Genomic DNA, 26,039 nt, shown 5'->3' with positions numbered 1-26,039 from the left:
ATCCGGATAATCCGGACAAAAACCAACCCACGCTTTGTAAGGTTTTGTAAGCCTTTGCAAACATTACCGAATCTGCACTCCCGAATTTTCAGAACAGGTTCAGGCTGGGGGCAACGGAGGAAAAGACAATGAGCGCCCTGCAAAACCTGAAAAGCTTTCTGTTCGGCGGCGACGCCGCCCCTGAGCACAAGCCCCTGTCGCAGACCACCGCCCGGGTGCAGGCCAATGCCTCGCGCCTGCCGGCACGGCTGCAGGCAGGCAATCTGCAGATGATCGGCCTGCAGGCGATCCGTGAAGCGCTGGGCGATGAATGGCCGCAGCGGCGCGAAACCATCCACCACATCGTCGAGGGCGTGATCCGCAAGCGCCTCGATGTGGGCGACGCGCAGTTCCGCCTCGACAGCGACGAATACCTGGTGCTGTTCACCAGCCTCACCAATGCGCAGGCCAAGACCCGGGCCGCCGTGATCGCCGAGGAAGCCCAGCGCCTGATCCTGGGTGAAATCCCCGGCTGCGACATCCATATCGCGTCCGCCGTGGCGGAAGTCGACCGCGAGTTCGTCACCAGCAAGGTCGACTCCCTGCAGGAACTGGTCAATCACATCAAGGCCGGCGGCTGCACCCCGACCGCCCATGACTCCGGCGACAACATCCTGCTGTTCGGCGACGAGCCGCTGAGCGGCGGTGATCACGATGATGAGCAGCGGCCCGCGCCGCTGATGGGCGCCGGCCCCGATCTGACCGATCTGGACCAGTCGCTGACCAGCCTGTTCCAGAAAAAGACCAGCGCGTCCTTCCTGAAGGAATGCCAGGCTGCCTTCTATCCCAACTTCAGCACCAAGCGCCGGTCGTTCTCCTTCTACACGGTGACGCTGACGCATATCCCGACCGGCCGGCTGGCGGATTCAAGCGATCCGATGCTGGAAGATCCGCAGGAGCTGGAATTCCTGCTTGACCGCTATCGCCTCACCACGGCGCTGCTGGGCCTGCACCGCATGGTGACCGGCGGCCATCAGGGCTTCATCAGCGTACCGGTATCGTTTGCCACGCTGGCACAGGCGCGCACGCGCAACATCTATCTCAGCCGCTTTGCCGATCTGCCGGCCGGCCTGTTCCGCTATATCAGCATGACGATCACCAACATCCCGCACGGCACGCCGGCCAGCCGCGTCGCCGATGCGATCAATTACATCCAGCGCTTCAGTGCCAGCCGCGTGCTGGAGATCGATGCCGATCCGCGCCTGGTCGATCTGTATTCCGGCACCGGCTGCCAGGTGATGGCGACCTCGCTGCCCACCAATATCGGCGACCCGACGGCACGCGCCGTGGCGCTGGCCAACTTCGCCAAGCGCGTCGCCTGGTACAAGATGGAATCCGTGCTGTGGAATGTGTCGCGGCCGGAAGACATCCAGATCGGCACGGCGGCGGGCTTCAGCTTCCTGGTCGGCGATGCGGTTGCGCCGATGATCGCCACGCCCGGCCATCGCCAGGCGCTGCGCGCCGATCACATTCCGCCGCGCGCAACGGCGGCGCCGGCCGCGGTGGCCTGACCGGCTGCGTATTTACCAGCCTACCGCAGGTCCGTTCTCGCCCAGCAGGAAACGGACCTGCGCGACAAGGGCCACGGTGGAAAACGGCTTGGTCATCAGCGCCATGCCTGCGTCCAGCGCAATGGGGCCACGCCCCAGATCGCCATAGCCGGTGATGAACAGGATTTTCAGATCGGGCCAGCGCTCGCGCGCCAGCCTTGCGAGCTCGGTGCCGCGCATGCCGCCGGGCAGGCCGATATCGCAGACCATCAAGGCAGGCGCATCGGTGATGGCGAGCGCGCCCTGCGCCTCGCCGGCCTCTGCCACGCGATAGTCGCCATCGCGCAATTCATCGGCGATCACTTCACGCACGGCGTCATCGTCTTCGACAACAAGGATGAGGGGACGGGTGGAAGCGGGTGAGTCGATAGTCGGGGTTTCATGTTTTTCTGTCATTTACCCCAGATTGGGGCCAAATATGGTGCTCAAGGGGCACCGCTGTGATCGCGCCGTGACGCTTCGTCGCGCTAGCACGTCTACAGAGTAATATGCATCATGCCGATGCAGGTTCCGGGCTTCGCATCTTTCAAACCGTCATGCTTTCGATTTCAATCCGCCACGCCACCCAGCTCGATGCCGACGTCGTCAGTGCCCTGGTCCAGCGCACGCTGCGCGTCAGCAATGCCGCCGATTATTCGGTGGCCGAGATCAATCGCGTCTTCGCCGATTTTTCTCCCGAGCGCGTGTTGCAGCGCATCCGGCAGCATGACGTGTTCGTCGCTGAAACCGACGGCACGATTCTGGGCACCGTGGGCTATGGCGAGCGGCGGCTCTGGGCATTGTTCGTGGCGCCGGAATGCCAGCGGCTCGGCCTCGGGACAGCGCTGGTCGATCATGTCGAACGTTATGCGCGCCGGCGCGGTGCGCGCGAAATCGGGCTTTCGGCATCACTCACCGCCGTCGATTTCTATGAACTGCTGGGCTATCGCCGCATCGGCTATCGCCCGCAGGCCAGCGGCGCCACCTATGAGATGGTGAAGGCGCTGGCCTAGGCCCGGTGAGTCTTAAACCCCGTGAGTCTAAGCCCAGTGAGTCTAAGCCCGGTGCAGGCGACCGCCGCTGACGGCGGATCGCACGCCCGTCGTGCCGGGCAGGCTGAGCGGCAGACCGCGCGCGGCGCGCGCGGCGAGGAAGGCGAAGGCCTCCGCCTCCAGGCTGTCGCCGCGCCAGTCCACCGCCTCGACGCTTTCCACCGGCATGTTGAGATGCTGGGTCAGCATGGTCATCAGCGTTGCGTTGTAGCGTCCGCCGCCGCAGACCAGGCAGCGCAGCGGTCGTTGCGGCAGATGGCTCAGGCCCCGCGCCACGCTGGCCGCCGTGAAGGCGGTGAGCGTCGCCGCGCCATCGGCCAGCGACAGCCCCTTCACGGCATCGAGGCCGAAGGCATTGCGATCAAGCGACTTGGGCGGCGGCGCCGCGAAATAGGGATGCGCCATCAGTCTGGCCAGCGCATCGGCATTGACCTTGCCCTGCGCCGCCGTCGCGCCGCCATCATCATGCGGCTTGCCAGCCTGCTGCAGCATCCAGTCATCGATCAGCGCATTGGCCGGACCGGTATCGAAAGCGAGCAGGTCGGCATCTGCCGGGCCACCGACATAGGTGACATTGGCGACGCCGCCGAGATTGAGGATCAGCAGCGGCGTGGGCAGTTGCGCATATCGGGCCAGCGCCAGATGATACAATGGCACCAGCGGCGCGCCCTGCCCGCCCATCGCCACATCCTGGGCGCGGAAGTCGCTGACCGTGTCGATGCCGGTGAGCTTGGCCAGCAGCGCGCCATCGCCGGTCTGCCAGGTGCGGCGATGCGGCGCGTCGGGCGCGTGCAGGATGGTCTGGCCGTGGAAGCCGAGCCAGGCGACATCGGCGGCTTTAAGCCCGGCCATTTGCAGCAGCGCCGCGACGGCGGCCTCATGGGCGATGGTGACCACCCGGCTGACCACCGGAATCTGGCCGGCCGTCGCGGCCGGCACGCCCAGCACGGCGCGGATGGCCTCGCGCACCGCCTGCGGGTAGGGCACGGTGAGCGCCGGGCCGAATTCGGTAATGGTCTCGCCATCGGTACGCAGCAGGGCCGCATCCACGCCATCCATGGAGGTGCCGCTCATCAGACCGATGATCCAGGCGGCGTCAGCAGGGGATTTGGCGGGTTTCGGGGGCAAGGCGGGGCGCTCGGAAGCTAGGCGAGGTGGCGGCTGTATGATACATCGGCCAACACCGACCAACAACGACCAACACGTCCGACACGAGCCAGCCTGATGACCGCGTTGCACTCCGCCTTCCTGCAGACCATGACCCAGCGCGGCTATGTGCACCAGTGCACCGACCTCGCCGGCCTGGACGCCCTGGCCATGAAGCCGCAGGGCATCACCTGCTATGTCGGCTATGACTGCACCGGCCCCAGCCTGCATGTCGGCCACCTGCTCTCGATCATGATGCTGCGCCGGCTGCAGCAGGCCGGCCACAAGCCGATCGTCCTGATGGGCGGCGGCACCACCAAGGTGGGCGATCCCTCGGGCAAGGACGAAGCGCGCAAGCTGCTGACGGCCGAGGGCATCCAGGCCAACATGGACAGCATCAAGACGGCGTTCAGCCGCTTCGTCACCTTCGGCGACGGGCCGTCGGATGCGATCATGGCCAACAACGCCGACTGGCTCGACAAGCTGCAGTATATCGATTTCCTGCGCGACTACGGCCGCCACTTCTCGGTCAACCGCATGCTCAGCTTCGACAGCGTGAAGCTGCGGCTCGACCGCGAGCAGCCGCTCAGCTTCCTCGAATTCAACTACATGATCCTGCAGGCCTACGACTTCGTCGAACTCGGCCGGCGCTACAACTGCAATCTGCAGATGGGCGGCTCGGACCAGTGGGGCAACATCGTCAACGGCGTCGAACTCGGCCGCCGCGCCCAGGACATGAGCCTGTACGGCCTCACCTGCCCGCTGCTCACCACCGCCAGCGGCCAGAAGATGGGCAAGACGGCGAGCGGCGCGGTCTGGCTCAACGAGGACATGCTGTCGCATTACGACTACTGGCAGTACTGGCGCAATTGCGAGGATGCCGATGTCGGCCGCTTCCTCAAGCTGGTCACCGACCTGCCGCTGGACGAGATCGCCAAGCTGGAAGCCCTGCAGGGCGCCGAGCTGAACGAGGCCAAGAAGATTCTCGCCACCGAGGCCACCGCGCTGTGCCGTGGCCGCGAGGCGGCCGAGGCCGCTGCCGATACCGCGAAGAAGGCCTTCGAGCAGGGCAGCTTCGGCGGCGACCTGCCGGTGCTGAAGATCGCGCGCGACCGGCTGAACGACGGCATCGCCGCCTTCGCGCTGGTGCAGGAAGCCGGTTTCGCCAAGAGTGGCGGCGAGGCACGCCGTCATATCCGCGGCAATGCGATCAAACTGAACGACGTAGCCGTCACCGACGAGAACCAGAAGATTTCATCGGCGGACTTAAGCGCCGACGGCCAGCTGCGCCTCAGCTTCGGCAAGAAGCAGCATGTGCTGATCGAGGCGGCCTGACGCCTTACGGCGTCTGACGGTCGCGCTGTTCCGGCACGGGTGCCGGCAGCGGCTCGCTGCCCTCAACGGGCGGCGCGCTTACTTCCGGCGCCTGGAAGATGCGGCGCAGGAAGCCCGGCGCGATCACCGACAGCGGATTGATGGTGAACTGCGGGTCGCTCTTGGCGCCCGAGACGGCGAAGTTGACGCCGATGATGCCGTCGCCGACGAAGATATCGCCCAGCAGCGGAATCTTGCCCAGCAGCGTATTCAGGATGAAGGCCGGCACCGCCGTGCCATTGATGCTGACGCTGTTGTTCTTGTGATTGACCGTGCCTTCCAGCGTGATCCCGAGCTGCGGCCCGCTCAGGCGCGACGGCTTGATGGTGAGCACGCGGTCCTTCTGCTCGAAAGGCACCTCGCCGGTCTCGAACAGGATGCCCTCGCCCGACAGTAGCGAGGCCAGACCCGCGAAGGAGCCGATGCCGAGCAGCCGCGCCAGGAAGGGCGTGCGCACGGCACGCACGTTCTTCATGGTCATGCGGCCGCTGAGCGGCTGGCTCGTCTGCGTGTCGTCATAGGCTGCGCGGACCTGGAGAGTCCCGCCCTGCATATCCGTGATACCGAGGAAATGTAGCACCGCGCCGGCATTGTCGGCATCCAGCGTGAGGCGGCGGCCGTTCAGCGCCGGCGCGATGGCGAACGTCATGCCGCCGGTGGTGGCGAAACCGCCGGTGAGGCTGAGCGTGTCAATGCGGGTCGGTGCGCGCTGCACGGCAATCGACAGGTTGCGCATCTCCAGATCATTGTCGATGCGGGCTTCATCAAACCGCAGCGCCAGCGCCATGCGCGGCTTCACCGTGCCGGGCGGCGTGCCGTCATTCATCGCATCTTCGACAAAGGGCCGCAGGTCGAAACGTTTGCCGGTCAGCTCAATGCGTGCATCGCCATTGGCGGCGAAGGCAATATTGCCGGTGGCGTCGCTCTCGCCATATTGCAGCTTCTGCACCTCGGCGCCCCAGCCGCCACCCGTGTTCAGCACGGCCTTGGCGCGCGCCGTCAATGACGGCCCGTTCACCTCGATCAGGTCGAACTGCACCGGCTGCTTGTCCTTGGTGCGAATCTGCACCTTGCCTTTCGATTCAACACCCGGTTCCTTGCGCATATGCGCATCGGCAATCGCAATCGTGGCCTGGGTCAGATCGAACTCGCCGCCGATCGCCACTTCACCGCCGCGACGTTCCTCGATATCCATCACCGCATCGGCAGGCCCGTCGATATAGGGCGCCAGCGGATAGCCCAGCGCCTTGCGCTGCGGCTCGTCGATGGTGCCTTTCAGGCTGTAGCGCGCCTGGATGGCGGCGCGGCTGCTGAAATCCTGCTTCCAGCCGATCTGCAGCGGCACGCCGTTCAGCGCCGCCTTGCCATTGGCCTCCAGGCCCTTGGCGTCGACCTTCATGGTCATCTCGCCATCGGCCAGATCGTAGCGCTGCATCAGCCCGGTCATGGTCAGGCCGGTCATCGCCGCATCGGCATTCACCGCGATGTCTTCCACTTTCAGGTTGTTGAACAGCGGGAAGCGGATGCGGAACTTCACTTCGCCGGTGCCGCCCACGGTGGCCGGCTTGATGCCCATGCGCGAGGGGAAGCCGAGCGGCTTCTGGTCGATCAGCGTGAGGATATCGGCGGTCTTGCCGCGCGCCGTCGATGCAATATCGGCATGCTGGTCGATATCCTGCAGGCCGGTGATCTTTGCGTTGCCCTGCCCGACCAGCACCGGACCGACCTTGGCGCTCTCGAGCGTGAGATCGAAGACATCGGCATTGAGCGTCGCCAGGCCCTTGGCTTCGGTGATATGCGTCATCGGCGGCAGGTAGTTCACGTCCAGGCCGTCAAAGACGAAATCCAGCTTCACGGCATCCGCAGGCAGGCGCTGCTCGCCCGCCACCATCTCGGGCGTCAGCTTCGCCTCGAAGCGGCCGGTGGCAACCTGGCCGCCCTTGATCCGCGTGGTCACCCAGTCGCGCGCATTCTTCGCCATCTCCGGCGGCCAGTAGGCGGGCAGCCGATCGACCGGCAGCGCGAAGAACTGCCCCTTGAGATCGAGGCCGTAGCGCTCGTCACCGCCGCGCGTCACCGTGCCGTCAAATGACAGGCGCAGGTTATCCGTGAAGCTGATGCTGGCGGCATCCAGCGCGAAGATGCCCTTGGCGCCATCGGCATGGCCACGGAATTGCGCGGCACTCAGGGACAGCGGCGCGGGGAACAGTTCGGGCGCGACGATCTGTCCGGTGCCCGCGGTGAGATTGAAATAAAGGCCCAGACGCTCGCCGCTTTCATTCACTTCCAGCGTGAGATCGCCGCTGATCGGCGCGGCCACATAGGACAGCGGCTTCAGATCGGGCACCACATCGGCGAAATCGGACGGCTCGATATCGCTGAAGCGCACGGTGACGCGCGCCAGCTTTTCGGCCGCGTTGTAATCGGCGTCGAGATTGAGATCGACATGGCGGTCGCGCCAATCGAGCCGGCCACTGGCAGAGGCGAAGACATGGCCCTCGCCGCGCTGGAAGGTGATGCGCGCCGCCGGCACGATCCAGCGCTGGTTCAGGCTCCAGTCCTCGATCACCAGCCGGTCAGCAAGAATGGAGACATTCTCGAGCTGCCCCATCGAGTCATTGGGATCGACGGGCCGCGACAGCAGTTCGAACACGCCGGCGAACATGCGCTGCGCCAGGTTGCCATCCAGCTGTTCGGGTTCGGCTACCGGCGTTTCGGGCGCCGGCGCATCGGTGGCTGCGGTCGCCGCCTGCGGCAGGCCGAACCTGAAGCGGCCATCGGCGTCGCGCACCAGCCGCGCCTCGATGCCGCTGGCATGAATGAAGCGCGGGGCGAGCACGCCGCGCAGCGCGGCGCGGCCACTGAGCATCATGTCGATATGGGGAATGATGAGGCCGACGCGATCGTCTTCGCCGCGATACTGCGCGTCGATCACACGCAGCCGGATGCCTTCATCCTGTTCGGACCAGGCCAGCACCACATCGCCGACCTCGGCGCGGACGCCCAGTTGCGGCAGGGCCAGCGCCTCGCTGATATAGGGAGCCAGATATCCGAGCGAGATCGGTCCCTGCGCGACGCGCCAGGCCAGCAGGCCGAGCAGGATGCAGACCGTCACCACTGTCGCGGCGACCGTGCGCACCACCAACCGACTCCACCGCAGAACCACCTGTTACGCCCTCGCCATTCTTATCGGGTCAGTCTTGTTTGCATCATGGCCGGACCATCGCGGCATATGCCAGCCGGCCCGGGGTCTGGCCTCGGGCTTGACCCTGACCGAAGTTTAGCCGAACTTCGACGCCACTTCGAGAGAAACGCCATGCCCGCCAATGCATTGCCGGCAAAATCGGTCAAAAAGAAGGCTGCCGTCACACCCGCGCAGGCCGGGACGCAGCGCGGCGCGGCGCCGCTGTGGAAAACCCTGCCCGAACCCCATGATCCGGAGGCGGCCGCACGCGGCTTCGAGACCTGGGCGGCGACGCTGGCCGACCTGAAGGATCGCGTGCTGGCCAAGCGGCTGACGACGGCAACCGCCAAGCCCGGCCCCCGCTCCCTGCTGGCTGCCCTGTTCGGCAACAGCCCTTTCCTGACCGATCTGGTGCTGCATGAACCCGCTACGGTCGACCTGCTGCTGACGGATGGCCCCGAAGCGGCACTGGCCCGCGCCGTGACGGCGCTGAAAACCATCGCCGCGAAAGCCAGGGAAGCCGATGCGATGGCGCGGCCATTGCGCATCGCCAAGCGCCAGGTGGCGCTGACCACGGCGGTGGCCGATATCGCCGGACTGTGGACGCTGGAGCAGATCACGGGCGCGCTCAGCGACTTCGCCTCCTTAAGCGTCGACAGCGCTATCATGGTGATCCTGCGCGAGGCGGCGGCGCGCGGTGACATCACCCTGCCGCATCCGAAAGACCCGTGTCGCGACAGCGGCTTTGTCGCACTCGGCATGGGCAAGCTGGGTGCGCGCGAACTGAACTACTCCAGCGATATCGACCTCATCATGCTCTATGACGAGGACAAGGTGCGCTACAAGGGCCGCCGGTCGGCGCTGGAATGCTATATCCGCTTGACGCAGCAGATGGTGCGCCTGCTGCATGACCGCACGGAAGACGGCTATGTCTTCCGCACCGACCTGCGGCTGCGCCCCGATCCCGGCTCCTTCCCCGTCGTCGTCAAGGTGGCGGAAGCCGAGACCTATTACGAAAGCTTCGGCCAGAACTGGGAACGCGCGGCGATGATCAAGGCGCGGCCGGTGGGCGGCGACATCGCGCTGGGCAACGCCTTCGTCAAACACCTGACGCCTTATGTCTGGCGCAAGAACCTGGATTACGCCGCCATCGAGGATATCCAGTCGATCAAGCGGCAGATCCACGCGCACAAGGGCCATGCCGAAGTCGCGGTGGAGGGCCATAACATCAAATTGGGACGCGGCGGCATCCGCGAGATCGAGTTCTTTGCCCAGACGCAGCAGCTGATTTCCGGCGGCCGTGACACACGCCTGCGCGCGCCGCCAACCTGCGATGCATTGCGCGCGCTGGTCGCCACCGAACGCCTGAGCCAGACCGACTGCGACGCGCTCATCGCCGACTATCGCTACCTGCGCAAGGTGGAGCATCGCCTGCAGATGATCCATGACGAGCAGACCCATACCCTGCCGACAGAGGCAACGGCACTGGCGCAGCTCAGCACTTTCCTCGGGTATGACAAGCCTGCCGCCTTCCGCAAGGAAATGCTGCGCGTGCTGGGCCGGGTGAAGCATTACTACGACGACCTGTTCGCCGAAGCGCCGGCGCTGGGCGCCGATGCCGGCGCGCTGGTCTTCACCGGCACCGACGACGATCCGGAAACGCTGGAAACGCTACGCAAGATGGGCTTTGGCGATCCTGCCGAAATCGCCGCCATGGTGCGCGGCTGGCATTTCGGCCGCTATCGCGCCATGCGGTCGGAACGTGCCCGTGAAAAACTGACCGCCATCATGCCGCAGCTGATGGAAGCCTTCTCGCGCACCGGCAGCGCCGACACGGCCTTCAAACGCTTTGATCATTTCCTGTCCAGCCTGCCGGCCGGCGTGCAGCTCTTCGCGCTGCTGCAGGCCAATCCCGAAGTACTGGATACGCTGGCCGAAGTGCTGGCCGCCGCACCGCAACTGGCCGATGCGCTGGCGCAGAATGCCGCGCTGTTCGACAGCCTGATCGAATATGCCGCGCATCCCGCTGTCTTTGACCGCCTTGCATTGGCCGCCAGCCTGCATCGGCAGATGCAGGCGGCGCGCGATTTCCAGGATGTGCTGGACTGGGCGCGACGCTGGACCACCGAACTGAAGCTGCAGGTCGGCATCGGCCTGTTGCGCGGCGCCATGGACGGCGTCGCCGCCGGCGCGGCCCTGAGCGCGATTGCCGATGCGGTGCTGGAAGACCTGCTGGCAAAGGTGGAAGCCGAATTCATCGCCCAGCATGGCCGCATCGCCAAATCCAGCATCGCGCTGGTCGGCTTTGGCCGGCTGGGCAGCAACGAACTGACGCTGGAATCCGATCTCGACCTGGTGCTGATCTTCGACTGCCCGGCGAAGGCGAAGGATTCAGACGGTCCGCGCCCGCTGACGCCGGGACTGTATTTCACGCGGCTGTGCCAGCGCTTCATCAACGCCATCACGGCGATGACCGGCGAAGGCCGGCTGTATGAGATCGACATGCGGCTGCGCCCCAGCGGCGGCGCCGGACCCATTGCGATTTCGCTGGAAGCCTTTGCCGAGTATCAGCGCAAGGAGGCCTGGACCTGGGAACACATGGCGCTGACGCGCGCCCGCGTGATCTGCGGCGATGCGGCGCTGTCGAAAAAGATCGGCGCACTGCGGCTCGACATCCTCACCGCCAGGCGTGACGAGAAGCGCCTGCTCGCCAATGTGGCGAGCATGCGCGCACGCATGGCGCGGCATAAGCCGGTGAAGAATCCCTGGGACCTGAAGCAGCAGCGCGGCGGCCTGATCGATCTGGAATTCATTCTTCAATACCTCCTGCTGCGGCACGCATCGGCCAAGCCGGCGATCCTGCATCCCAATCCGCTGGAGGCTCTGGCCGCGCTGCGGCAGGCCAAGCTGCTGGACCCCAAAGCGGCCGACACGCTCGACGCAGCCGCGCGGCTGTATGCCACCCTGCTGGGCGCCAGCCGCATGGTGGGCCGCGACGAGGCCGCCGATCCGGCGCAATGGCCGCCGCTGCTGGCCCGCCGCCTGCCCGCGCTGGTGAAGGCAAAAGACATGACCGCACTGACCCGGCAGTTGGAAGCCGTGCAGAAGACGGTGCACAGTCTGTTCGAGACACTGGTGGCCAAACCCGCCGCGCCGCATCTGGCGCTGGCCGATTCCGTCAACAACGATCCTGCAGAGAGCCCGCGCGATGGCGAAGAAAGCTGAACCGAAGTCCAAGGCCGCAAAGCCTGCTCCCAAGTCTGCGCCTGGCCCGCAGGTCGGAGACAAAGCGCCCGCTTTCGTCATGCCGACCGATGGCGGCGGCACGGTGTCGCTGGCCAGCCTGAAGGGCAAACCGGTTGTGCTGTATTTCTATCCCAAGGACGATACGTCCGGTTGCACGACCGAGGCCGTCGGCTTCACGGCCGCGAAGGCCAAATTCGACAAGCTGGGCGCCGTGGTGATCGGCTGCTCCCGCGACTCGGTGGCCGCCCACGACAAGTTCAAGACCAAGCACAAGCTGAAGGTCATTCTGGCTGCGGACGAGTCGGGCAAGGCGACCGAGTCGTACGGGGTCTGGGGTGAAAAGAGCCTCTACGGGCGAAAGTACATGGGGATCGAGCGGGCCACCTTCCTGATCGATGCCTCGGGAAAAGTCGCGGCCGTCTGGCGGAAGGTTAAGGTGCCCGGCCATGTCGACTCCGTGCTGGAGGCGGTCCGGACTCTGTAGAATCAATCGCTTGCCGACTTCATCCACACCCTGTGGATAACCAGAGAGACATACGTTAAGTATGTGTTCGGACGTGTATTTTTGGAAATCGTAACAGATTCTTTCTTGCATTAACCAAGTTAAATAAGTCCTAATCTCCCCCAGCCAGAGGCGGCAGTTTTCTAGATCAATCGGGGGGTTGAGTGACGCGACGCGCGAGACGGCAATGGCGGGAGTTGCGCGACCGCCTGTTCCCGGAACGGCAGATCATGTTCCGCAGCCGAGGCGACGTTCGTTACGTCGCACTCTCGAGCCGCGGCCAGATGGTCATGGCCGCGGGCATCCTCGCCTTCGCCGGCTGGGTCGGTTACGCCTCTGTCAACGTCTTCTACCGCGATGCAATGCTGGATGCGCGTGACCGCCGCATCACCGAACTGAGCCTGGCCTACGAGCGCCTCGCTTCCGACTACGAAAAGAATCAGGAGAACTTCGTCGTCGCCTCGCGCGACCTCGAGGAACGCTATCGTCGGTTGTACGACATGGCGATGAAGCAGCGCACACCTGCCCTGCCGACCGATACCGCCGATGCCGGCAAGGCCCCCAAGCCGGTGGCGCCCGCCGCGACCGCGCCGGTGGCTCCCGCCGCCAAGATCACCGCCGACGCGCCCGCAACCAAGCCTGACACCCAGGTTGCCAGCGTCACGCCGGCCAAGCCCGAGACCAAGGCCGAAGACATCGCCTCGGTCGAAGATCTGGAAGGCATGCTGCGCGAGTCCAAGGCGAAGCCGCCGGTCCCGTCGGTGAAGCCGCGCGAGATCGAGACCCGTATTCTCAGCGTGCGCGGCCACCAGCGCGACCTGATCGACGATTACAGCCAGCGCACCGAGAAGAGCACCGCCCTGCTGGAAAAGGCGCTCGCTCAGACCGGCCTGAATATCGGCGCCATGCTGTCGCGCGCCGCCGAAGCCCGCGCCGATGTCGGCGTCGGCGGTCCGCTGCGCGTTCTCAACGAGAATGGCACCACCACCGTGGCCGTCGCCTCGCTGGACCAGGTCGACCGCGACATCAACAGCCTGGAAGGCAAGCTCGGCCGCTGGGGCGAGCTGCAGGCTCTGGCGCAGCGTCTGCCGCTGAACCTGCCGTTGTCGGGCGATCCGGAAATCTCGTCGACCTACGGCCGCCGCTCCGATCCCTTCACCAAGCAGCTGGCCTTCCATGCCGGCATCGACTTCCTCGGCCCCAACCGCGCCAATGTGATGGCCACCGCCCCGGGCGTCGTGGTCTTCGCCGGCCGCAAGGGTCCCTATGGCCGCGCCGTCGAGATCGACCACGGCCTGGGCGTGAAGACGCGTTACGCGCATTTGAGCGCCATCTCCGTGCAGGCCGGCGACACCGTCGCCTTCGGCCGCCAGGTTGGCACCATGGGTTCGACCGGTCGCAGCACCGGTCAGCATCTGCATTACGAAATTCTGCTCGATGACGAGCAGATCGATCCCGGTAAATTCATCGAGGCTGGCTACCATGTTTTCAAACAGCAAGAAAACCAATCCGACGCCCGCCGCTAAGCAGCTGCCGCCCTCGATCCTGAGCGCGGGGCTGACTGTCAACGGCGACCTTCAGTCCGACGGCGAAGTGCAGATCGACTGCTTCGTCAACGGCGACGTCACCGCCGTGCGCCTCGCCATCGGCGAGAATGCCAAGGTGGTGGGCGAAGTGGTGGCCGACCAGGTGCTGATCCGCGGTGAAGTGATCGGCCGCATCCGCGCCCGCTCGGTCGAACTGGACAAGACCGCGAAGGTGCGCGGCGACATCTGGCACGAGCTGCTGTCGATCGCCGCCGGCGCCAAGGTCGAAGGCCTGTGCAAGTTCGCCGAGAACCCGCGTGAGACCGCGACAAGCGGCGCCAAGCTCAGTATCGTCTCCAGCAGCGAGCTGGCCGAAGCCACCGAGAAGGCCGTGCAGAAGGCGATCAAGAGCGGTGCCAGCACCGCCGACCTGCCGATGCCCGGCGCCGCCATCCCGGGCCTTGCCCAGGCCGCTGGCTAAAAAGTTTACAGTAGCAGCGAATGCAGAACGGCAGCCGGAAGGCTGCCGTTTCTGTTTGTGCGGGCTTTGCTTGTCTTACAGGCCTTCGACGCCGACCAGCCGCGCCGAGCTACAGGCATCGCGGATGCTCTTGAGGCCCTGGTAGGTCGGGCCGTTGTAGAAGCTTTCAAACGCCGCCACCGACGGGAATTCCAGCAGCACGATGCGGCGCGGTTCCCAGTCGCCTTCGTAAACGGTATGCGCGCCGCCGCGGGCGAGATACTTGCCGCCGGCGGCTTCCAGCGCCGGCTTCACCTGCGCCATGAAGGACTGGTACTGCGTCATGTCGCGGATTTCGACATCGAAGATCACATAGGCTGACATCCGTCACGCTCCGTAGAAAAAGAATCGCCCCGGCTGATAGGCCGGGGCGACACGTTTAAAGGAAAGCCGGCCGCAGCCGGCATGACGATTGTGTGATTACGTCGTGTCGCCGGCGCCCACCTTGGAGGCGAGCTGCGCCGCCATGAAGGCATCGAGGTCACCATCCAGCACGCCCTGGGTGTCGCTGGTCTCCAGCTCGGTGCGCAGGTCCTTCACCATCTGATAGGGATGCAGCACATAGGAGCGGATCTGGTGACCCCAGCCGATGTCAGTCTTGGCGTCGAACATCGCCTGCGCGGCGGCTTCGCGCTTCTGCAGCTCGCGTTCGTACAGCCGCGCCTTCAGCATCTTCATCGCCTCGTCGCGGTTGCGATGCTGGCTCTTGTTGATCTGGCAGGCCACCGCGATGCCGGTCGGGAGATGCGTGATGCGGACGGCCGAGTCTGTCTTGTTGACGTGCTGGCCGCCGGCGCCAGACGCGCGGTAGGTGTCGACGCGCAGGTCCTTGTCCAGCACCTCGATCTCGATGGTGTCGTCGATCACCGGATAGGCGCCGACGGATGAGAAGCTGGTATGGCGGCGCGCGTTGGAGTCATAGGGCGAGATGCGCACCAGACGATGTACGCCGCTCTCGTTCTTGAGCCAGCCATAGGCGTTGGGTCCACTGACCTTGATGGTGGCCGACTTGATGCCGGCCTCCTCGCCTTCGCTCTCTTCCTGGAATTCGACCTTGTAGCCATGCTGCTCGGCCCAGCGCACATACATGCGCAGCAGCATGGACGCCCAGTCCTGGCTTTCGGTGCCGCCGGCGCCCGCATGCACTTCGACGAAACAGTCGTTCATGTCGGCTTCGCCCGACAGCAGGCTTTCAAGCCGTGCGGTGGCGACTTCCTTCGACAGGCCCATGATCACGGCCTCGGCCTCGTCGACCACGGCCTGGTCGCCTTCGGCATCGCCCATCTCGATCAGGTCGAGGCTGTCCTGTAGTGCCGATTCCAGCCGGCGCTGAGTGCTGACGGCGCGGTCGAGACGCGTGCGATCGCGCATCAGCGCCTGGGCTTCGGCCGGCTTGTTCCAGAGCGCGGGGTCTTCCGACCGCGCGTTCAGTTCTTCGAGTTTCTTGACGGCGTTGTCCCAGTCAAAGAGACCTCCTCAGCAGTCCCAAGGACTGCTGGATCTCGTCGGCCATGGCCCTGATTTCGGCGCGCATGATACTTCCCGGCTAAAAGGCTGTTTTCGGGCCGGACCATAGGGAATCCGGCCGGATTCGTCAAACCGCCCGGCCCAGGAAGGAAGCAGCCTAGCCGCGGGCCTGCTTGACCAGCTCGCGCATGGACTCCAGCGGAATTGCGCCGGGAATCAGCTCGTTGCCGATCACGAAGCCCGGGGTGCCGTTGATGCCCAGCTTCTGCGCCAGCGCCAGATTGTCGCGGATCACCGCCTCGGTCCTGGCCGAGGCCATGTCGGCCTTCAGCTTGTCGATCTTGAGCCCGGCCGCACCGGCGAGCCGCAGCACTTCCGCCTCGTTCAGCTGGCCGCGATGGCTCATCATGGCGTCGTGGAAGGCCATGTATTTCGCGCCCTTCTCCTGCTCCATGGCGGCAACGGCGGCGCGCGCCGCAATCACGCTGTCGGGACCCAGCACCGGCAGCTCCTTGAACACCACGCGCAGCTTGGGGTCTTCCTTGATCAGGGCCTGCAGCGACGGCACCACCTGCTTGCAGTAGGGGCAGCGATAGTCGAAGAACTCGACGATGGTGACATCACCCTTCGGATTGCCGGCGACATAGGACACGCCATCATCCAGCAGCGCCTTGCGGTTCTCGGTCAGCGCCGCTTTCAGCGCGGCATTGCGCGTCTTCAGCTCGGCGGCGGCCTCGGCCACGATCTCGGGGTGGCGGACCAGGATTTCCAGCACTTCGGGATTGTTGGTCAGCAACTCACGGATTTCCGCGCGCTGCGCATCGGGGAAAGCCGGCGTCTGCTGTTGTGCAAAGGCGGGTCCTGCACCAACCAGCAGAAGGGCGACGAGGCAGAAGCGGAAAAGCGACATGGGAAACCTTCGGTGAAACGGAAGTCGGACTATGCCCGGCGCGGAACGGAAGGAAAAGGCACAAGCCTGTGAGAGAGCATGCCGGCGCCCCTATTGCCGGCGACGGTCGCGGCGGCGTTCGTCCTTGGCATTGGCGATGACGTCCTGGGCGCGCAGCCAGCCGGGCGACCCTTCCTTCATCAGGCGCACGGCCCGCTCGGCCTGGCCCTGTGCATCGCGATAGGCGCCCTGCACCAGATAGCGTTCGGCCGAAGCCAGCGAGGCCATGCCGACATCGCCCTGGCGGCCATAGGCGGTGGCAAGCTGCTGCCAGGCCCCGCCGTTATCGGGTTCGCGCAGGGTGACCTGCTTGAGGATGTCGATGGCCTGCGGCAGACGGCTGTCATCCTCCAGCGCCACCAGGCGCTGGCCAACGCCATAGGCCATCAGCGGTTCGTTCGGCAGCAGACGATAGGCCTCCTGCATCGGCGGCAGCGAGTCTGCCACACGCCCCATGTTGAGCAGGATGTCGGCCTTGAGTTCATGGAAGAAGCCGTCATTCGGATAGAGGCGGATCAGCTCATCCGTCTCGCTCAGCGCGCGGTTGAAATCGAGGCCGCGGAAATAGGCGAAGGCGCGCGCATAGCGGCCATAGAGCGAGGTGTCGCTTTCGGGATATTTGCGCAAGGTGGCCGGCAGGCCTTCCAGATAGCCGACCAGCTTGGCCTGCATGCGCTTGAAGCGGTCGATATTGGCGGGCGTGTCCGGCGCGTCGCGGAACCGCGAACGCTGCGTGCGCGCGTCCAGCGCCGACACGCGTTCGCCCGACATCGGATGGGTGCGGGCGTAAGGATCCTGGCGTTCGTAGACCAGAGCTTCCTGGTTGCCGAGGATGCGCAGGAATTCCATCAGGCCGGCCGGAGTCTGGCCGCTCTGTTCCAGATAGGTGGCGCCGGCCTGGTCGGCCGCCGATTCCTGGCTGCGGGTGAAAGCGAGGAAGTTGCGTTCGGCCACCTGCTGGCCACCCAGTACAGCAGCCATAGCGCCCTCGCCCGAGCCGGCCACGGCAGCGGCGGCGCCAAACAGCATGGACAGGATCATGGCGGTGGAGGCGGTATCGATGGCGTCGCCCATCCGGGCCAGATGGCCGCCGGCGATATGGCCGATTTCATGGGCCAGCACGCCGATCACCTGGGCCGGTCGCTCGGCGCGGATCAGCAGCCCGGAATTGACGAAAATGCGCTGGCCGCCGGCCACGAAGGCATTGAGGGTGCGATCATTGACCAGATGCACCGTAATTGCGTCATTGGACAATCCGGCCGCCCCGAAGAGTGGCGCTGCATAGGTCCGGATGGTATTTTCGATCTCGGCGTCGCGCACCAGGGAAATCCCGCCGCGACGCTGGGCCTCGGCTGCGGTCGGCAGAACCGCACTGGCGGCCGTCAACGCAGCGCAGCCGACGGCCACAAGGCGAGGACCGGCAGCAGCTAGACGAATGAGAGAACGGCGCATGGAAGACCAGCGTATGGCCATGGCGAAGCATTGTCCCAACAAAACGGCCACAACAAGGCATAGTGCCGCCTCGCGGCCGTCCAGACTAGGTAAGCATGGCCTGCTGCTGCGTCAATGCGCCCTGCTCGCCCTGGTGGGGGTATTTGCCACCGCCTGCGGTAAGGGCGACGACATGCAATCCGGCCCGGCCAAGGTCGATTACCTGAAGGGTTTTGCCGGCGGCGTGGCAGCCGACGAGCCCCGCGCGGCCCTGGTGGCCCGCGACATCCTGGCCGATGGCGGCTCGGCGGCCGATGCCGTCGCGGCGGCGGCGCTGGCCTATACGATCACCTATCCCTCCGCCGCCACCCTGGGCAGCGGCGGCCTCTGTGTGGTCAGCAATCCGGTCACACGGAAAGTCGAGACCATCGAGTTCCCCGCCCTGGCGCCGAAGGACGGCGGCCCGGTCGCCATTCCGGCGCTGGTGCGCGGACTGGGCCTGCTGCACAGCCGTCACGGCAAGCTGCGCTGGGAAGCCATCGTCACGCCGGCCGAACAGCTCGCGCGCTTCGGCGAACCGGCCAGCCGGGCCTTCATCCAGGCCGCGGTCGAGACCCAGCCTTCGGTGACCGAGAGCCCCGCGCTGCGCACCATCTTCGGCACGCGCAGTGGCCAGGTGCCGCAGGAAGGCGAACGCCGCCTGCAGATCAGCCAGGGCAACACGCTGTCGCGCCTGCGCACCGCCGGACCTTCCGATTTCTATCAGGGCGCCCTGGCGCAGGCCGTGCTGGCCGACATGACGGCGGCCGGCAGCAAGATCACGGCCGAAGAACTGCGCGCCTATACGGCCGCGGTGTCGAAGCCGATCGAAGTGCCGTTCCAGAACAGCGTCACCGTCTATACCAGCAACAATCCGGCTGGTGGCGCGGTTGCCGCCTGGCTGCTGGAGCAGTCGCAGGATGGCGGCGGCTTCCTGCCCAGCACCAACTTCTTCGGCAGCAGCAGCAGTTCGAAGGTGCGCGGCGACAAGTTCACCGAAAATCTGGGCCAGGCCTATCGCAGCGATCCGAACACCATGCAGATGAACGGCTATGGCTCGGCCAGCGTCAGCGCCATCGACTCCAAGGGCGGCGCGGCCGCTTGCGCCTTCAGCATGGGCACCTCGTTCGGCGCCCGTCTGGTCGGACGTGAGACCGGCATCCTGTTCGCCAACCTGCCCGGCGTGGCCGGCGACGAGAGCCCGTACCTGACCGCGATGGTCGGCTTCAATCCGCGCGTGGGCAATTCCTTCATCGCCGCCAGCGGCGCCGGCGGCGCACCCAGCGCCTCCGCTGCGGCCTATGGCGTGCTGCAGGCCGCGATGGGCGGCAAGGCGCGCAAGGACGCCGCCGTGCCCGCGCTGGCCGAGCCGCGCCTGTTCCAGGCCAATCCGCAATCGGTGCTGCTGGTCGAACCCAAGACCGATCCGGCGATCTACAAATCCGTTGCCGCACGCGGCGTGACGGTGAACGAGATCGGCCGGCTGGGTCGCGTCAACCTCGCCTATTGCGACAACGGCCTGCCGCGCGATCCGGCCAGCTGCAGCTTCGCCGCCGATCCACGCAGCTACGGCCTCGCCACCGGCCGCCAGTTCTGAGTGCAGCATGAAGCCGTCTAAGCGGGGCGCGATCGATCCCTTCTTCGTCATGGAAGTGATGAAGGCGGCGGCGGCGCGTGAAGCCGCCGGCGGCGACGTGATCCATATGGAAGTCGGCCAGCCCTCGACTCCGGCGCCGCGTCGCGCCGTCGAGGCGGCAACGGCGGCCATGCAGCGCGATCCGCTGGGCTACACGCTGGCGCTGGGCATTCCGCCGCTGCGCGCCGCGATCTCCAATCACTACCGCAGCTATTATGGCCTGGATGTGCCGTCCGAGCGCATCATCGTCACCACGGGATCATCAGCGGGTTTCCAGCTGGCGTTTCTCTCGGCCTTCGATGCCGGCGACACGGTGGCGCTGGGCGAGCCGGCCTATCCGGCCTATCGCAACATCCTGAAGGCGCTCGACCTCAACCCGGCGACGATCGTCACGGAGCCAGAGACGCGCTTCCAGCCGACACCCGCGCTGATCAACGCGCAGGCACCGCAGGCGAAAGGCGTGTTGGTCGCCAGCCCCGCCAATCCCACCGGCACCATGCTGGGCGATGCCGAAATGAAGGCGTTGGTGGATGACTGTGCCGCGAAAAAGCGCTGGCTGATCGTCGACGAGATCTATCACGGCATCACCTATAACGGCCGCGCGCAGTCGGTGCTGGCGCTGACCGACCAGGCCATCGTGATCAACAGCTTCAGCAAATACTTCTCGATGACCGGCTGGCGTCTGGGCTGGATGGTGGTGCCGGAAGCCCTGCTGCGCCCGATCGAATGCCTGACGCAGAATTTCTACATCTCCGCGCCCGGCATCAGCCAGGTGGCCGGCGTGGCCGCGCTCTCGGCCTATGACGAGCTGGAGGAGAATGTCGCGCGCTATGCCAGGAACCGCGAGATATTGCTGAACGAACTGCCGAAAGCCGGCTTCGACCGGCTGGCGCCTGCCGATGGCGCCTTCTACATCTATGCCGATATCAGCCGCTTCACCAATGATGCAAACGACTTCTGCAAGCGCATGCTGGCCGAGACCGGCATCGCGGCGACGCCCGGCTTCGATTTCGACCGCGGCCGCGGCCATTACTTCATGCGCTATTCCTTCGCTGGCAGCACCGACCGCATGATCGAGGCAGCCAAACGGCTGAAGGACTGGATGAAGTGACGATGCGGCGCATCGTCATCCTCGGACTTGTTCCGAGGATCCATCGGCACGTTCCGACACTCTGAAAGCGGGAATGGACCCTCGGCCAAGATGATCTTCTTGAGCCCGAGGGTGACGGTCTTTCCAAAATAAAACGGCCCGAACAAGTCGGGCCGTTTCGCATTCTGTGAAAGACGAAAGCCTTACGCCGCCGGCAGCGACTTGGCCATGTGGACCAGCTCGCGGCCCTCATACTGCTCGGAGCCGGTCTCGGCATAGCCGAGATGGGCATAGAGCGTACGGTTCTCGGTGAACTGTGCGTTCGTGTAGAGACGGATTTCCTGCAGGCCGCGCTGGCGCGCCTGTTCCTCGGCGAAGTCGAGCAGACGGCGACCGAGACCCGTGCCCTGCTGGGTCGGATCAACCGCAACACTCCAGATCAGCAGGTGATCGGCGGCCGAGCGCAGCACCAGCGCACCGGCCAGACCGTCTTCGACGCCATCGACCACCCAGACCTCGTAGGACTGCATCAGGCCGGCGGCATCTTCCGCCATCGGCTGTGGCTCGGCGCCGATACGGGGCACATACTTCACGTAGGCGCGCTTCTGCAGCGCGCCGAGGCGCGCTTCATCCTGTCCGGTCGCGCGACGGATCGCAGCTTCACTCACCGGCGCCACCAGCCCTTTTTGGCCGGTGCAGCATCAGGCGCCGGCTTGTCGGTACTGCCATCGGGCGCGACCACCACGGTCTCGAAGACCGGACCGGTGTTCTGCACGACCGGTGTGGCCGGCGTCTGTTCCGACGGCGACATGGCCGGCGAAACGGCAGGTGCCGTCGAGGTCTGGTCGACCGGAGCCGGCGCAGCCGCCACAGGGGCGACGGGCTTCGGCGCCGGACGGACAGGCTCTTCGTCGTCGAACTCGAAATTCGGCACGCCATCCAGCATCGCGCCGAGCGCGGCCGGAGTCATGCCGCTGCCATGGCCGCTGCCCTGATTGTCATCGCGACCCCGGTGATCATTCTGGCGATCATCCTGACGGGGACGGTCGCCTTCGGCACGCGGCTCACGCGGCGGGCGCGGCTCGCCATTCTCATCGCGACGACGGCGACGGCCACCACGGCGACCGCGACGGCGGCGACGGCCTTCACCGTCGACACCCTCGGTGCCTTCACCGGCAGCTTCGGCGCCGCCTTCAGCGCCTTCGGCCTGATCTTCGCCTTCATTCTCTTCGGAACCGGCGTCATCGCCAGCCTCGGCGCCTTCGCCTGCAGCGGCTTCGCCATCGGCCGAACGTTCTTCGCCATCGCGCGGACCACGTTCGCCATTGCGGCCGCGACGACGGCGACGGCGACGGCGACGGGGACCGTCTTCGCCCCCCTCTTCGCTGCCGCTGCCGTTGCCGCTGCGGCCGGTCTCGGCGCCGGCCTCCTCGGTCTGGGCTTCATCACCGCTCTCGGCGACGTCATCCTCTTCAGCGTAAGCCGATTCCTGGGTGATCGGACGCTGCGTGTCGCGCTGCATCACTTCCGGACGGCTCACTTCGCCGGGCTGACGCGTCTTGCTGCGCTCGATGCGGAAGTCCGGCGGCACCAGGCTAGGATCGGCGGCCAGAATCACGCGCATCACATAGCGGCGCTCCATGTCGCCGATACGGTCGCGCTTGTGGTTGAGCAGGTAGAGCGCCACTTCCGCCGACATCGCAACGGTGATCTCGGCCGAGCGGTCGCGGATGCCCTCTTCCTCGATGGCGCGCAGCACCGTGAGCGCGGTCGATTCAATCGAGCGGACATAGCCACGGCCCTGGCAATGCGGGCAGGGCATGGTCGAGCTTTCCAGCAGGCTGGGACGCAGCCGCTGGCGCGACATCTCCAAGAGGCCGAAGCCGGAGATGCGGCCGACCTGAATGCGCGCGCGATCGTTGCGCAGGCATTCCTTCAGCTTCTGCTCCACCTTGCGGATGTTGCGGTTCTCTTCCATGTCGATGAAATCGATCACGACGAGGCCGGCAAGGTCGCGCAGGCGCAGCTGGCGGGCGACCTCTTCGGCCGCCTCCAGGTTGGTCTTGTAGGCGGTCTCTTCGATGTTGTGTTCGCGGGTCGACTTGCCCGAGTTCACGTCGATGGAGACCAGCGCTTCGGTCGGGTTGATGACGATGTAACCGCCCGAGCGCAGTTGCACGGTGGGCGAGAACATCGCATCGAGCTGCTGTTCGACCTGGTAGCGGGTGAACAGCGGAATCTTGTCCTGATACTGCTTCACGTTTTCGGCGTGATTGGGCATCAGCATCTGCATGAAGTCATGCGCGAAGCGGTAGCCTTCCTCGCCTTCCACGATCACTTCGTCGATCTGATCCGAATAGAGATCGCGGATCGAGCGCTTGATCAGGCCGGCCTCTTCATAGATCAGGGCCGGGGCGGAGGATTCCAGCGTGCGCTCGCGGATGCTGTCCCAGCTGCGCAGCAGGTATTCGAAGTCGCGCTTGATCTCCGGCTTGGAGCGTTCCATGCCGGCGGTACGCACGATCACGCCCATGCCGTCCTGGATATCCAGCTCCGCCGTGATCGCCTTGAGACGCTTGCGATCGGCCTGCGACTGGATCTTGCGCGAAATGCCGCCGCCGCGCGCGGTGTTGGGCATCAGCACGCAATAGCGGCCGGCCAGCGACAGATAGGTGGTGAGCGCCGCACCCTTGTTGCCGCGCTCTTCCTTCACGACCTGCACCAGCATGATCTGCCGGCGCTTGATCACTTCCTGAATCTTGTAGCGACGGAAGGCGCTGGCGCGGCGACGGCGACGGCTGTCTTCCTGGTGATCGTCGCCCTTGCCGTCCTTGGCTTCGGCTTCTTCACCCTGATCGTCTTCGCCATGCTCTTCGCCGTCGACAGGCGCAGACACGGTTGGCACCGGCTCGGCCACATGCGGCACGTTCCAGTAGGCCGGCTGGCCGGCTGCATCTTCAGCGGCAGGCGCTTCGGCAGCCGGAGTCTCGGCCGCGGCCTCCGCCACCGGCTCGACAGCCGGCGCGGTCTCGACGACCGGTGCGGCTTCGGGCTCGACAACAGATTCCGCGACGGGGGCTGCGTCGTCGGCCTTGATCTCTTCGACGGTTTCGAAATCGCCCTCGACGGTTTCTACGCCGTCATTGCGATCATCGGCATCGTGATGATCGTCGCCCTCATCGCTCGCTTCGGCAGACTGCTGCTGCTTGTCGCGGCGACGGGACGCCTTGCGGGCCTCCTCGGCGGCGAGCTCGGCTTCCTCGGCTTCGGCGGCGCGCGCCTCTTCCTCGGCCTGCTGGGCGAGCAGCGCCTGACGATCCGCGATCGGGATCTGGTAATAGTCGGGATGGATTTCGCTGAAGGCCAGGAAGCCATGGCGGTTGCCGCCATATTCAACGAAGGCCGCCTGCAACGAGGGCTCCACGCGCGTGACCCGCGCGAGGTAGATGTTGCCCTTGTTTACCTGCTTGGTGGAGGTCTCGTAATCGAACTCTTCGAGCCGAGTACCCTTCACGACCACAACCCGGGTTTCCTCCGGATGGGTCGCATCAATCAACATACGCATGCCCATGAGGCACTATTCCTACGGCGCGGCGCCGCCCGCGCGAATAACAAACGGCGGCGCGCCTTTGCTATCGAAGCGGACTGCGGCCGGATCGGCCCGTCGCGGCCCTAGAGAACGGGGTGGCGGCGGTAGTGATCCTGTCGACCGGTGAGTGGGCGCTTCATCAGCAGGCCTTCTTGAGTAAAGAAGAAACGCTGAGCGCGCCGCGGCGCCGGTCTGCCGAGCCTCCGTCCAGCCTAGCCCGAATGAGAACTGGGGCTGGCGCGGGTGCTTCGAAGGTTAAATATCATCCGGTGTGTCTTGAGCGCCGCTCCGGGGTCCTTCCGCGCCAGGTCGCCTCCTTCGGGCTGAACTCTGGATGGGTGCGGTCAAACTCATCGTCGCTACGCCGACCCTTCCGCTCCCGCACCGGGACCTGAAAAACAAGGAATAAACCTTATTCCACAGGCCTTTGGCTGGACGTCCGGGTCTGACTCGGATATTCGCATCTGCATGCTACGCTTTGGCAGGGCATACCCACAAGGTCTTTCTTGCCGCGGCGCGGCAGGACGGCCCGACCTTTTCCATAATGTACTGATATTATTGATATTTTTATGTGGCTGGACGGCCGACTCGGCCACAGCTGAGCCGTTGCGCCTGACCCGGCTTCAGCTTGGGCTGAATGCCGGCCTCACGAGGCTGGTGATCGAGGCATCCGGCCCGCCCGAGGCCATGCTGGCGGCCAGTGCCGACGGGCTGGGCCTGCGGTTGACCTTCCCCGACATGCGCTGGGCCGCCCCGCCGCCCGAGACAACGGCCGGTGGACTGATCGCGGCGCTCGGGCTTCCGGTCGCGACGCCGAACGGTCCGCTCTCCATCGCCATCGAGCTGATCGAACCGGCGGTGATCGAACGCGCCTTCCGGCTGGAGCCGCAGGGACCGGCCGGGCATCGTCTGGTGATCGACCTGCGCCCGGCCGAGCCCAATGCCTTCAGCCTCGCCTTCGCCGCACCAGTGCATCTGCCGCTCGACACCGCCGTCGACATCGCACCGCCGCCGGCCACCGCGCGCGACCGCCGCCGCCTGATCGTGCTCGATCCCGGCCATGGCGGGCAGGACCCCGGCGCGATCAGCGCGTCCGGCCGCTACGAGAAGGAAATCACCCTGCAGGTGGCGCGTACCCTGGCCGCGAAGCTGCGCGCCACCGGGCGCTACACCGTGCTGCTGACGCGCGACAACGACCGCTTCATCCGCCTGCCCGAGCGCGTGGCGCTGGCGCGCGCCAAAGAGGCCGACCTCTTCCTCTCCATCCATGCCGACAGCCTGGCCGCCGACCGCGCCACGCGCGGCGCCAGCATCTACACCCGCGCCGAGGCGGCGACCGACAAGGAAGCCGAGGCGCTGGCGCTGCGTGAAAACCGCGCCGACCAGCTGGGCGACAGCAGCCGCGCCGGCGATGTGGACGATGTCGTGTCGATCCTGCTCGATCTCGCCTCGCGTGACACCGCACGGCTCAGCAGCCGCTTCGCCGGCCTGCTCACCGCGTCCTTGAGCGAGGCCGCGCCACTGCGGCGGAATGCGGTACGGGCGGCGAATTTCCGCGTGCTCTCCGCCCCCGACGTGCCGTCGGCCCTGCTGGAACTGGGCTATATCTCAAACCCCAGCGACGAGGCCCTGCTGTTCTCGGAAGCCGGCCGCGAGCGGCTGGCCGGCGCGACGGTGACCGCCATCGACCGGTTTTTTGGCGCGGAAACGCGGTAGCCGA

General features: G+C 65.7%; 19 protein-coding genes. 10 read left to right on the top strand and 9 right to left on the bottom strand.

Annotation, left to right across the window (positions count from 1 at the left end; all coding sequences use genetic code 11):
• Nucleotides 1-128: 128 nt before the first annotated feature.
• Nucleotides 129-1,550 carry a hypothetical protein gene (locus AC1RRE_RS08770; protein ID WP_492980744.1) on the top strand — a complete coding sequence of 474 codons (1,422 nt, stop codon included), beginning with the start codon at nt 129-131 and terminating at the stop codon, nt 1,548-1,550.
• A 12-nt stretch (nt 1,551-1,562) separates the two neighbouring features.
• Here the strand turns inward: AC1RRE_RS08770 and AC1RRE_RS08765 are convergent, their stop codons facing one another.
• Nucleotides 1,563-1,985 (bottom strand): response regulator, encoded by a 423-nt coding sequence (locus AC1RRE_RS08765; RefSeq protein ID WP_492980743.1) that lies wholly within the window; start codon nt 1,983-1,985, stop codon nt 1,563-1,565.
• Between the two features lie 140 nt (nt 1,986-2,125).
• Here AC1RRE_RS08765 and AC1RRE_RS08760 point away from each other — a divergent pair, with 140 nt between their 5' ends.
• Nucleotides 2,126-2,581, top strand: coding sequence for a GNAT family N-acetyltransferase (locus tag AC1RRE_RS08760; protein ID WP_492980742.1), 456 nt, complete (start codon nt 2,126-2,128; stop codon nt 2,579-2,581).
• Between the two features lie 42 nt (nt 2,582-2,623).
• On the opposite strand, the gene AC1RRE_RS08755 is transcribed toward AC1RRE_RS08760, so the two are convergent.
• Nucleotides 2,624-3,748, bottom strand: coding sequence for an anhydro-N-acetylmuramic acid kinase (locus AC1RRE_RS08755; protein WP_492980741.1), 1,125 nt, complete (start codon nt 3,746-3,748; stop codon nt 2,624-2,626).
• Between the two features lie 96 nt (nt 3,749-3,844).
• On the opposite strand from AC1RRE_RS08755, the gene tyrS reads away from it, so the two are divergent.
• The gene (gene tyrS, locus AC1RRE_RS08750; RefSeq protein WP_492980740.1) at nt 3,845-5,101 is read left to right on the top strand and encodes a tyrosine--tRNA ligase; all 1,257 of its coding nucleotides are present in this window, start codon (nt 3,845-3,847) and stop codon (nt 5,099-5,101) included.
• Between the two features lie 4 nt (nt 5,102-5,105).
• Here the strand turns inward: tyrS and AC1RRE_RS08745 are convergent, their stop codons facing one another.
• Entirely contained in the window at nt 5,106-8,282 is a 3,177-nt protein-coding gene (locus AC1RRE_RS08745) for a YhdP family protein (protein ID WP_492980739.1), read from the bottom strand.
• Nucleotides 8,283-8,456: 174 nt separating this feature from the next.
• Between AC1RRE_RS08745 and AC1RRE_RS08740 the strand changes: the two genes are divergently transcribed.
• From AC1RRE_RS08740 to AC1RRE_RS08725, 4 genes are all read left to right on the top strand, one after another.
• Nucleotides 8,457-11,549 (top strand): bifunctional [glutamine synthetase] adenylyltransferase/[glutamine synthetase]-adenylyl-L-tyrosine phosphorylase, encoded by a 3,093-nt coding sequence (locus AC1RRE_RS08740; protein WP_492980738.1) that lies wholly within the window; start codon nt 8,457-8,459, stop codon nt 11,547-11,549.
• A 79-nt stretch (nt 11,550-11,628) separates the two neighbouring features.
• Nucleotides 11,629-12,054, top strand: a complete 426-nt coding sequence (locus AC1RRE_RS08735) for a peroxiredoxin (RefSeq protein ID WP_492981343.1) — start codon at nt 11,629-11,631, stop codon at nt 12,052-12,054.
• A 248-nt stretch (nt 12,055-12,302) separates the two neighbouring features.
• The gene (locus tag AC1RRE_RS08730) at nt 12,303-13,598 is read left to right on the top strand and encodes a M23 family metallopeptidase (protein ID WP_492980737.1); all 1,296 of its coding nucleotides are present in this window, start codon (nt 12,303-12,305) and stop codon (nt 13,596-13,598) included.
• A complete protein-coding gene (locus AC1RRE_RS08725; protein ID WP_492980736.1) occupies nt 13,555-14,079 on the top strand; it encodes a bactofilin family protein in 525 nt (174 codons plus the stop codon). The genes AC1RRE_RS08730 and AC1RRE_RS08725 overlap by 44 nt, the downstream gene beginning before the upstream one ends.
• Nucleotides 14,080-14,154: 75 nt before the next feature.
• On the opposite strand, the gene AC1RRE_RS08720 is transcribed toward AC1RRE_RS08725, so the two are convergent.
• From AC1RRE_RS08720 to AC1RRE_RS08705, 4 genes are all read right to left on the bottom strand, one after another.
• Entirely contained in the window at nt 14,155-14,442 is a 288-nt protein-coding gene (locus AC1RRE_RS08720; protein ID WP_492980735.1) for a DUF1330 domain-containing protein, read from the bottom strand.
• Nucleotides 14,443-14,538: 96 nt separating this feature from the next.
• Nucleotides 14,539-15,652, bottom strand: a protein-coding gene (prfB, locus tag AC1RRE_RS08715) for a peptide chain release factor 2 (RefSeq protein ID WP_492980734.1) whose coding sequence is annotated in 2 segments (ribosomal slippage) — nt 14,539-15,582 and nt 15,584-15,652 — 1,113 coding nt in all. Because the reading frame shifts where the segments join, the coding sequence is not laid out codon by codon here.
• Nucleotides 15,653-15,742: 90 nt separating this feature from the next.
• The gene (locus AC1RRE_RS08710) at nt 15,743-16,495 is read right to left on the bottom strand and encodes a DsbA family protein (RefSeq protein ID WP_492980733.1); all 753 of its coding nucleotides are present in this window, start codon (nt 16,493-16,495) and stop codon (nt 15,743-15,745) included.
• A gap of 90 nt (nt 16,496-16,585) precedes the next feature.
• Nucleotides 16,586-17,986, bottom strand: a complete 1,401-nt coding sequence (locus AC1RRE_RS08705; protein ID WP_492980732.1) for a M48 family metalloprotease — start codon at nt 17,984-17,986, stop codon at nt 16,586-16,588.
• Here AC1RRE_RS08705 and AC1RRE_RS08700 point away from each other — a divergent pair.
• Together AC1RRE_RS08700 and AC1RRE_RS08695 are read left to right on the top strand one after the other, a co-directional pair.
• A complete protein-coding gene (locus tag AC1RRE_RS08700; RefSeq protein WP_492980731.1) occupies nt 17,985-19,601 on the top strand; it encodes a gamma-glutamyltransferase in 1,617 nt (538 codons plus the stop codon). The two genes, AC1RRE_RS08705 and AC1RRE_RS08700, sit on opposite strands and share 2 nt — an antisense overlap.
• A 7-nt stretch (nt 19,602-19,608) precedes the next feature.
• Nucleotides 19,609-20,751 (top strand): pyridoxal phosphate-dependent aminotransferase, encoded by a 1,143-nt coding sequence (locus tag AC1RRE_RS08695; RefSeq protein WP_492980730.1) that lies wholly within the window; start codon nt 19,609-19,611, stop codon nt 20,749-20,751.
• A gap of 182 nt (nt 20,752-20,933) precedes the next feature.
• Here the strand turns inward: AC1RRE_RS08695 and AC1RRE_RS08690 are convergent, their stop codons facing one another.
• Together AC1RRE_RS08690 and AC1RRE_RS08685 are read right to left on the bottom strand one after the other, a co-directional pair.
• On the bottom strand, nt 20,934-21,398 hold the full coding sequence (locus tag AC1RRE_RS08690) for a GNAT family N-acetyltransferase (protein WP_492980729.1): 465 nt from the start codon (nt 21,396-21,398) through the stop codon (nt 20,934-20,936).
• The gene (locus AC1RRE_RS08685) at nt 21,395-24,301 is read right to left on the bottom strand and encodes an Rne/Rng family ribonuclease (RefSeq protein ID WP_492980728.1); all 2,907 of its coding nucleotides are present in this window, start codon (nt 24,299-24,301) and stop codon (nt 21,395-21,397) included. The genes AC1RRE_RS08690 and AC1RRE_RS08685 overlap by 4 nt, the downstream gene beginning before the upstream one ends.
• A gap of 675 nt (nt 24,302-24,976) precedes the next feature.
• On the opposite strand from AC1RRE_RS08685, the gene AC1RRE_RS08680 reads away from it, so the two are divergent.
• Nucleotides 24,977-26,035 carry an N-acetylmuramoyl-L-alanine amidase family protein gene (locus AC1RRE_RS08680; RefSeq protein WP_492980727.1) on the top strand — a complete coding sequence of 353 codons (1,059 nt, stop codon included), beginning with the start codon at nt 24,977-24,979 and terminating at the stop codon, nt 26,033-26,035.
• The last annotated feature ends 4 nt before the right edge of the window (nt 26,036-26,039 follow it).

Source organism: Ferrovibrio sp. GW821-FHT12D07 (assembly GCF_058807275.1).
Note: the sequence above shows the minus strand (reverse complement) of the source record. Positions and strands in the feature narration are given on the sequence as shown.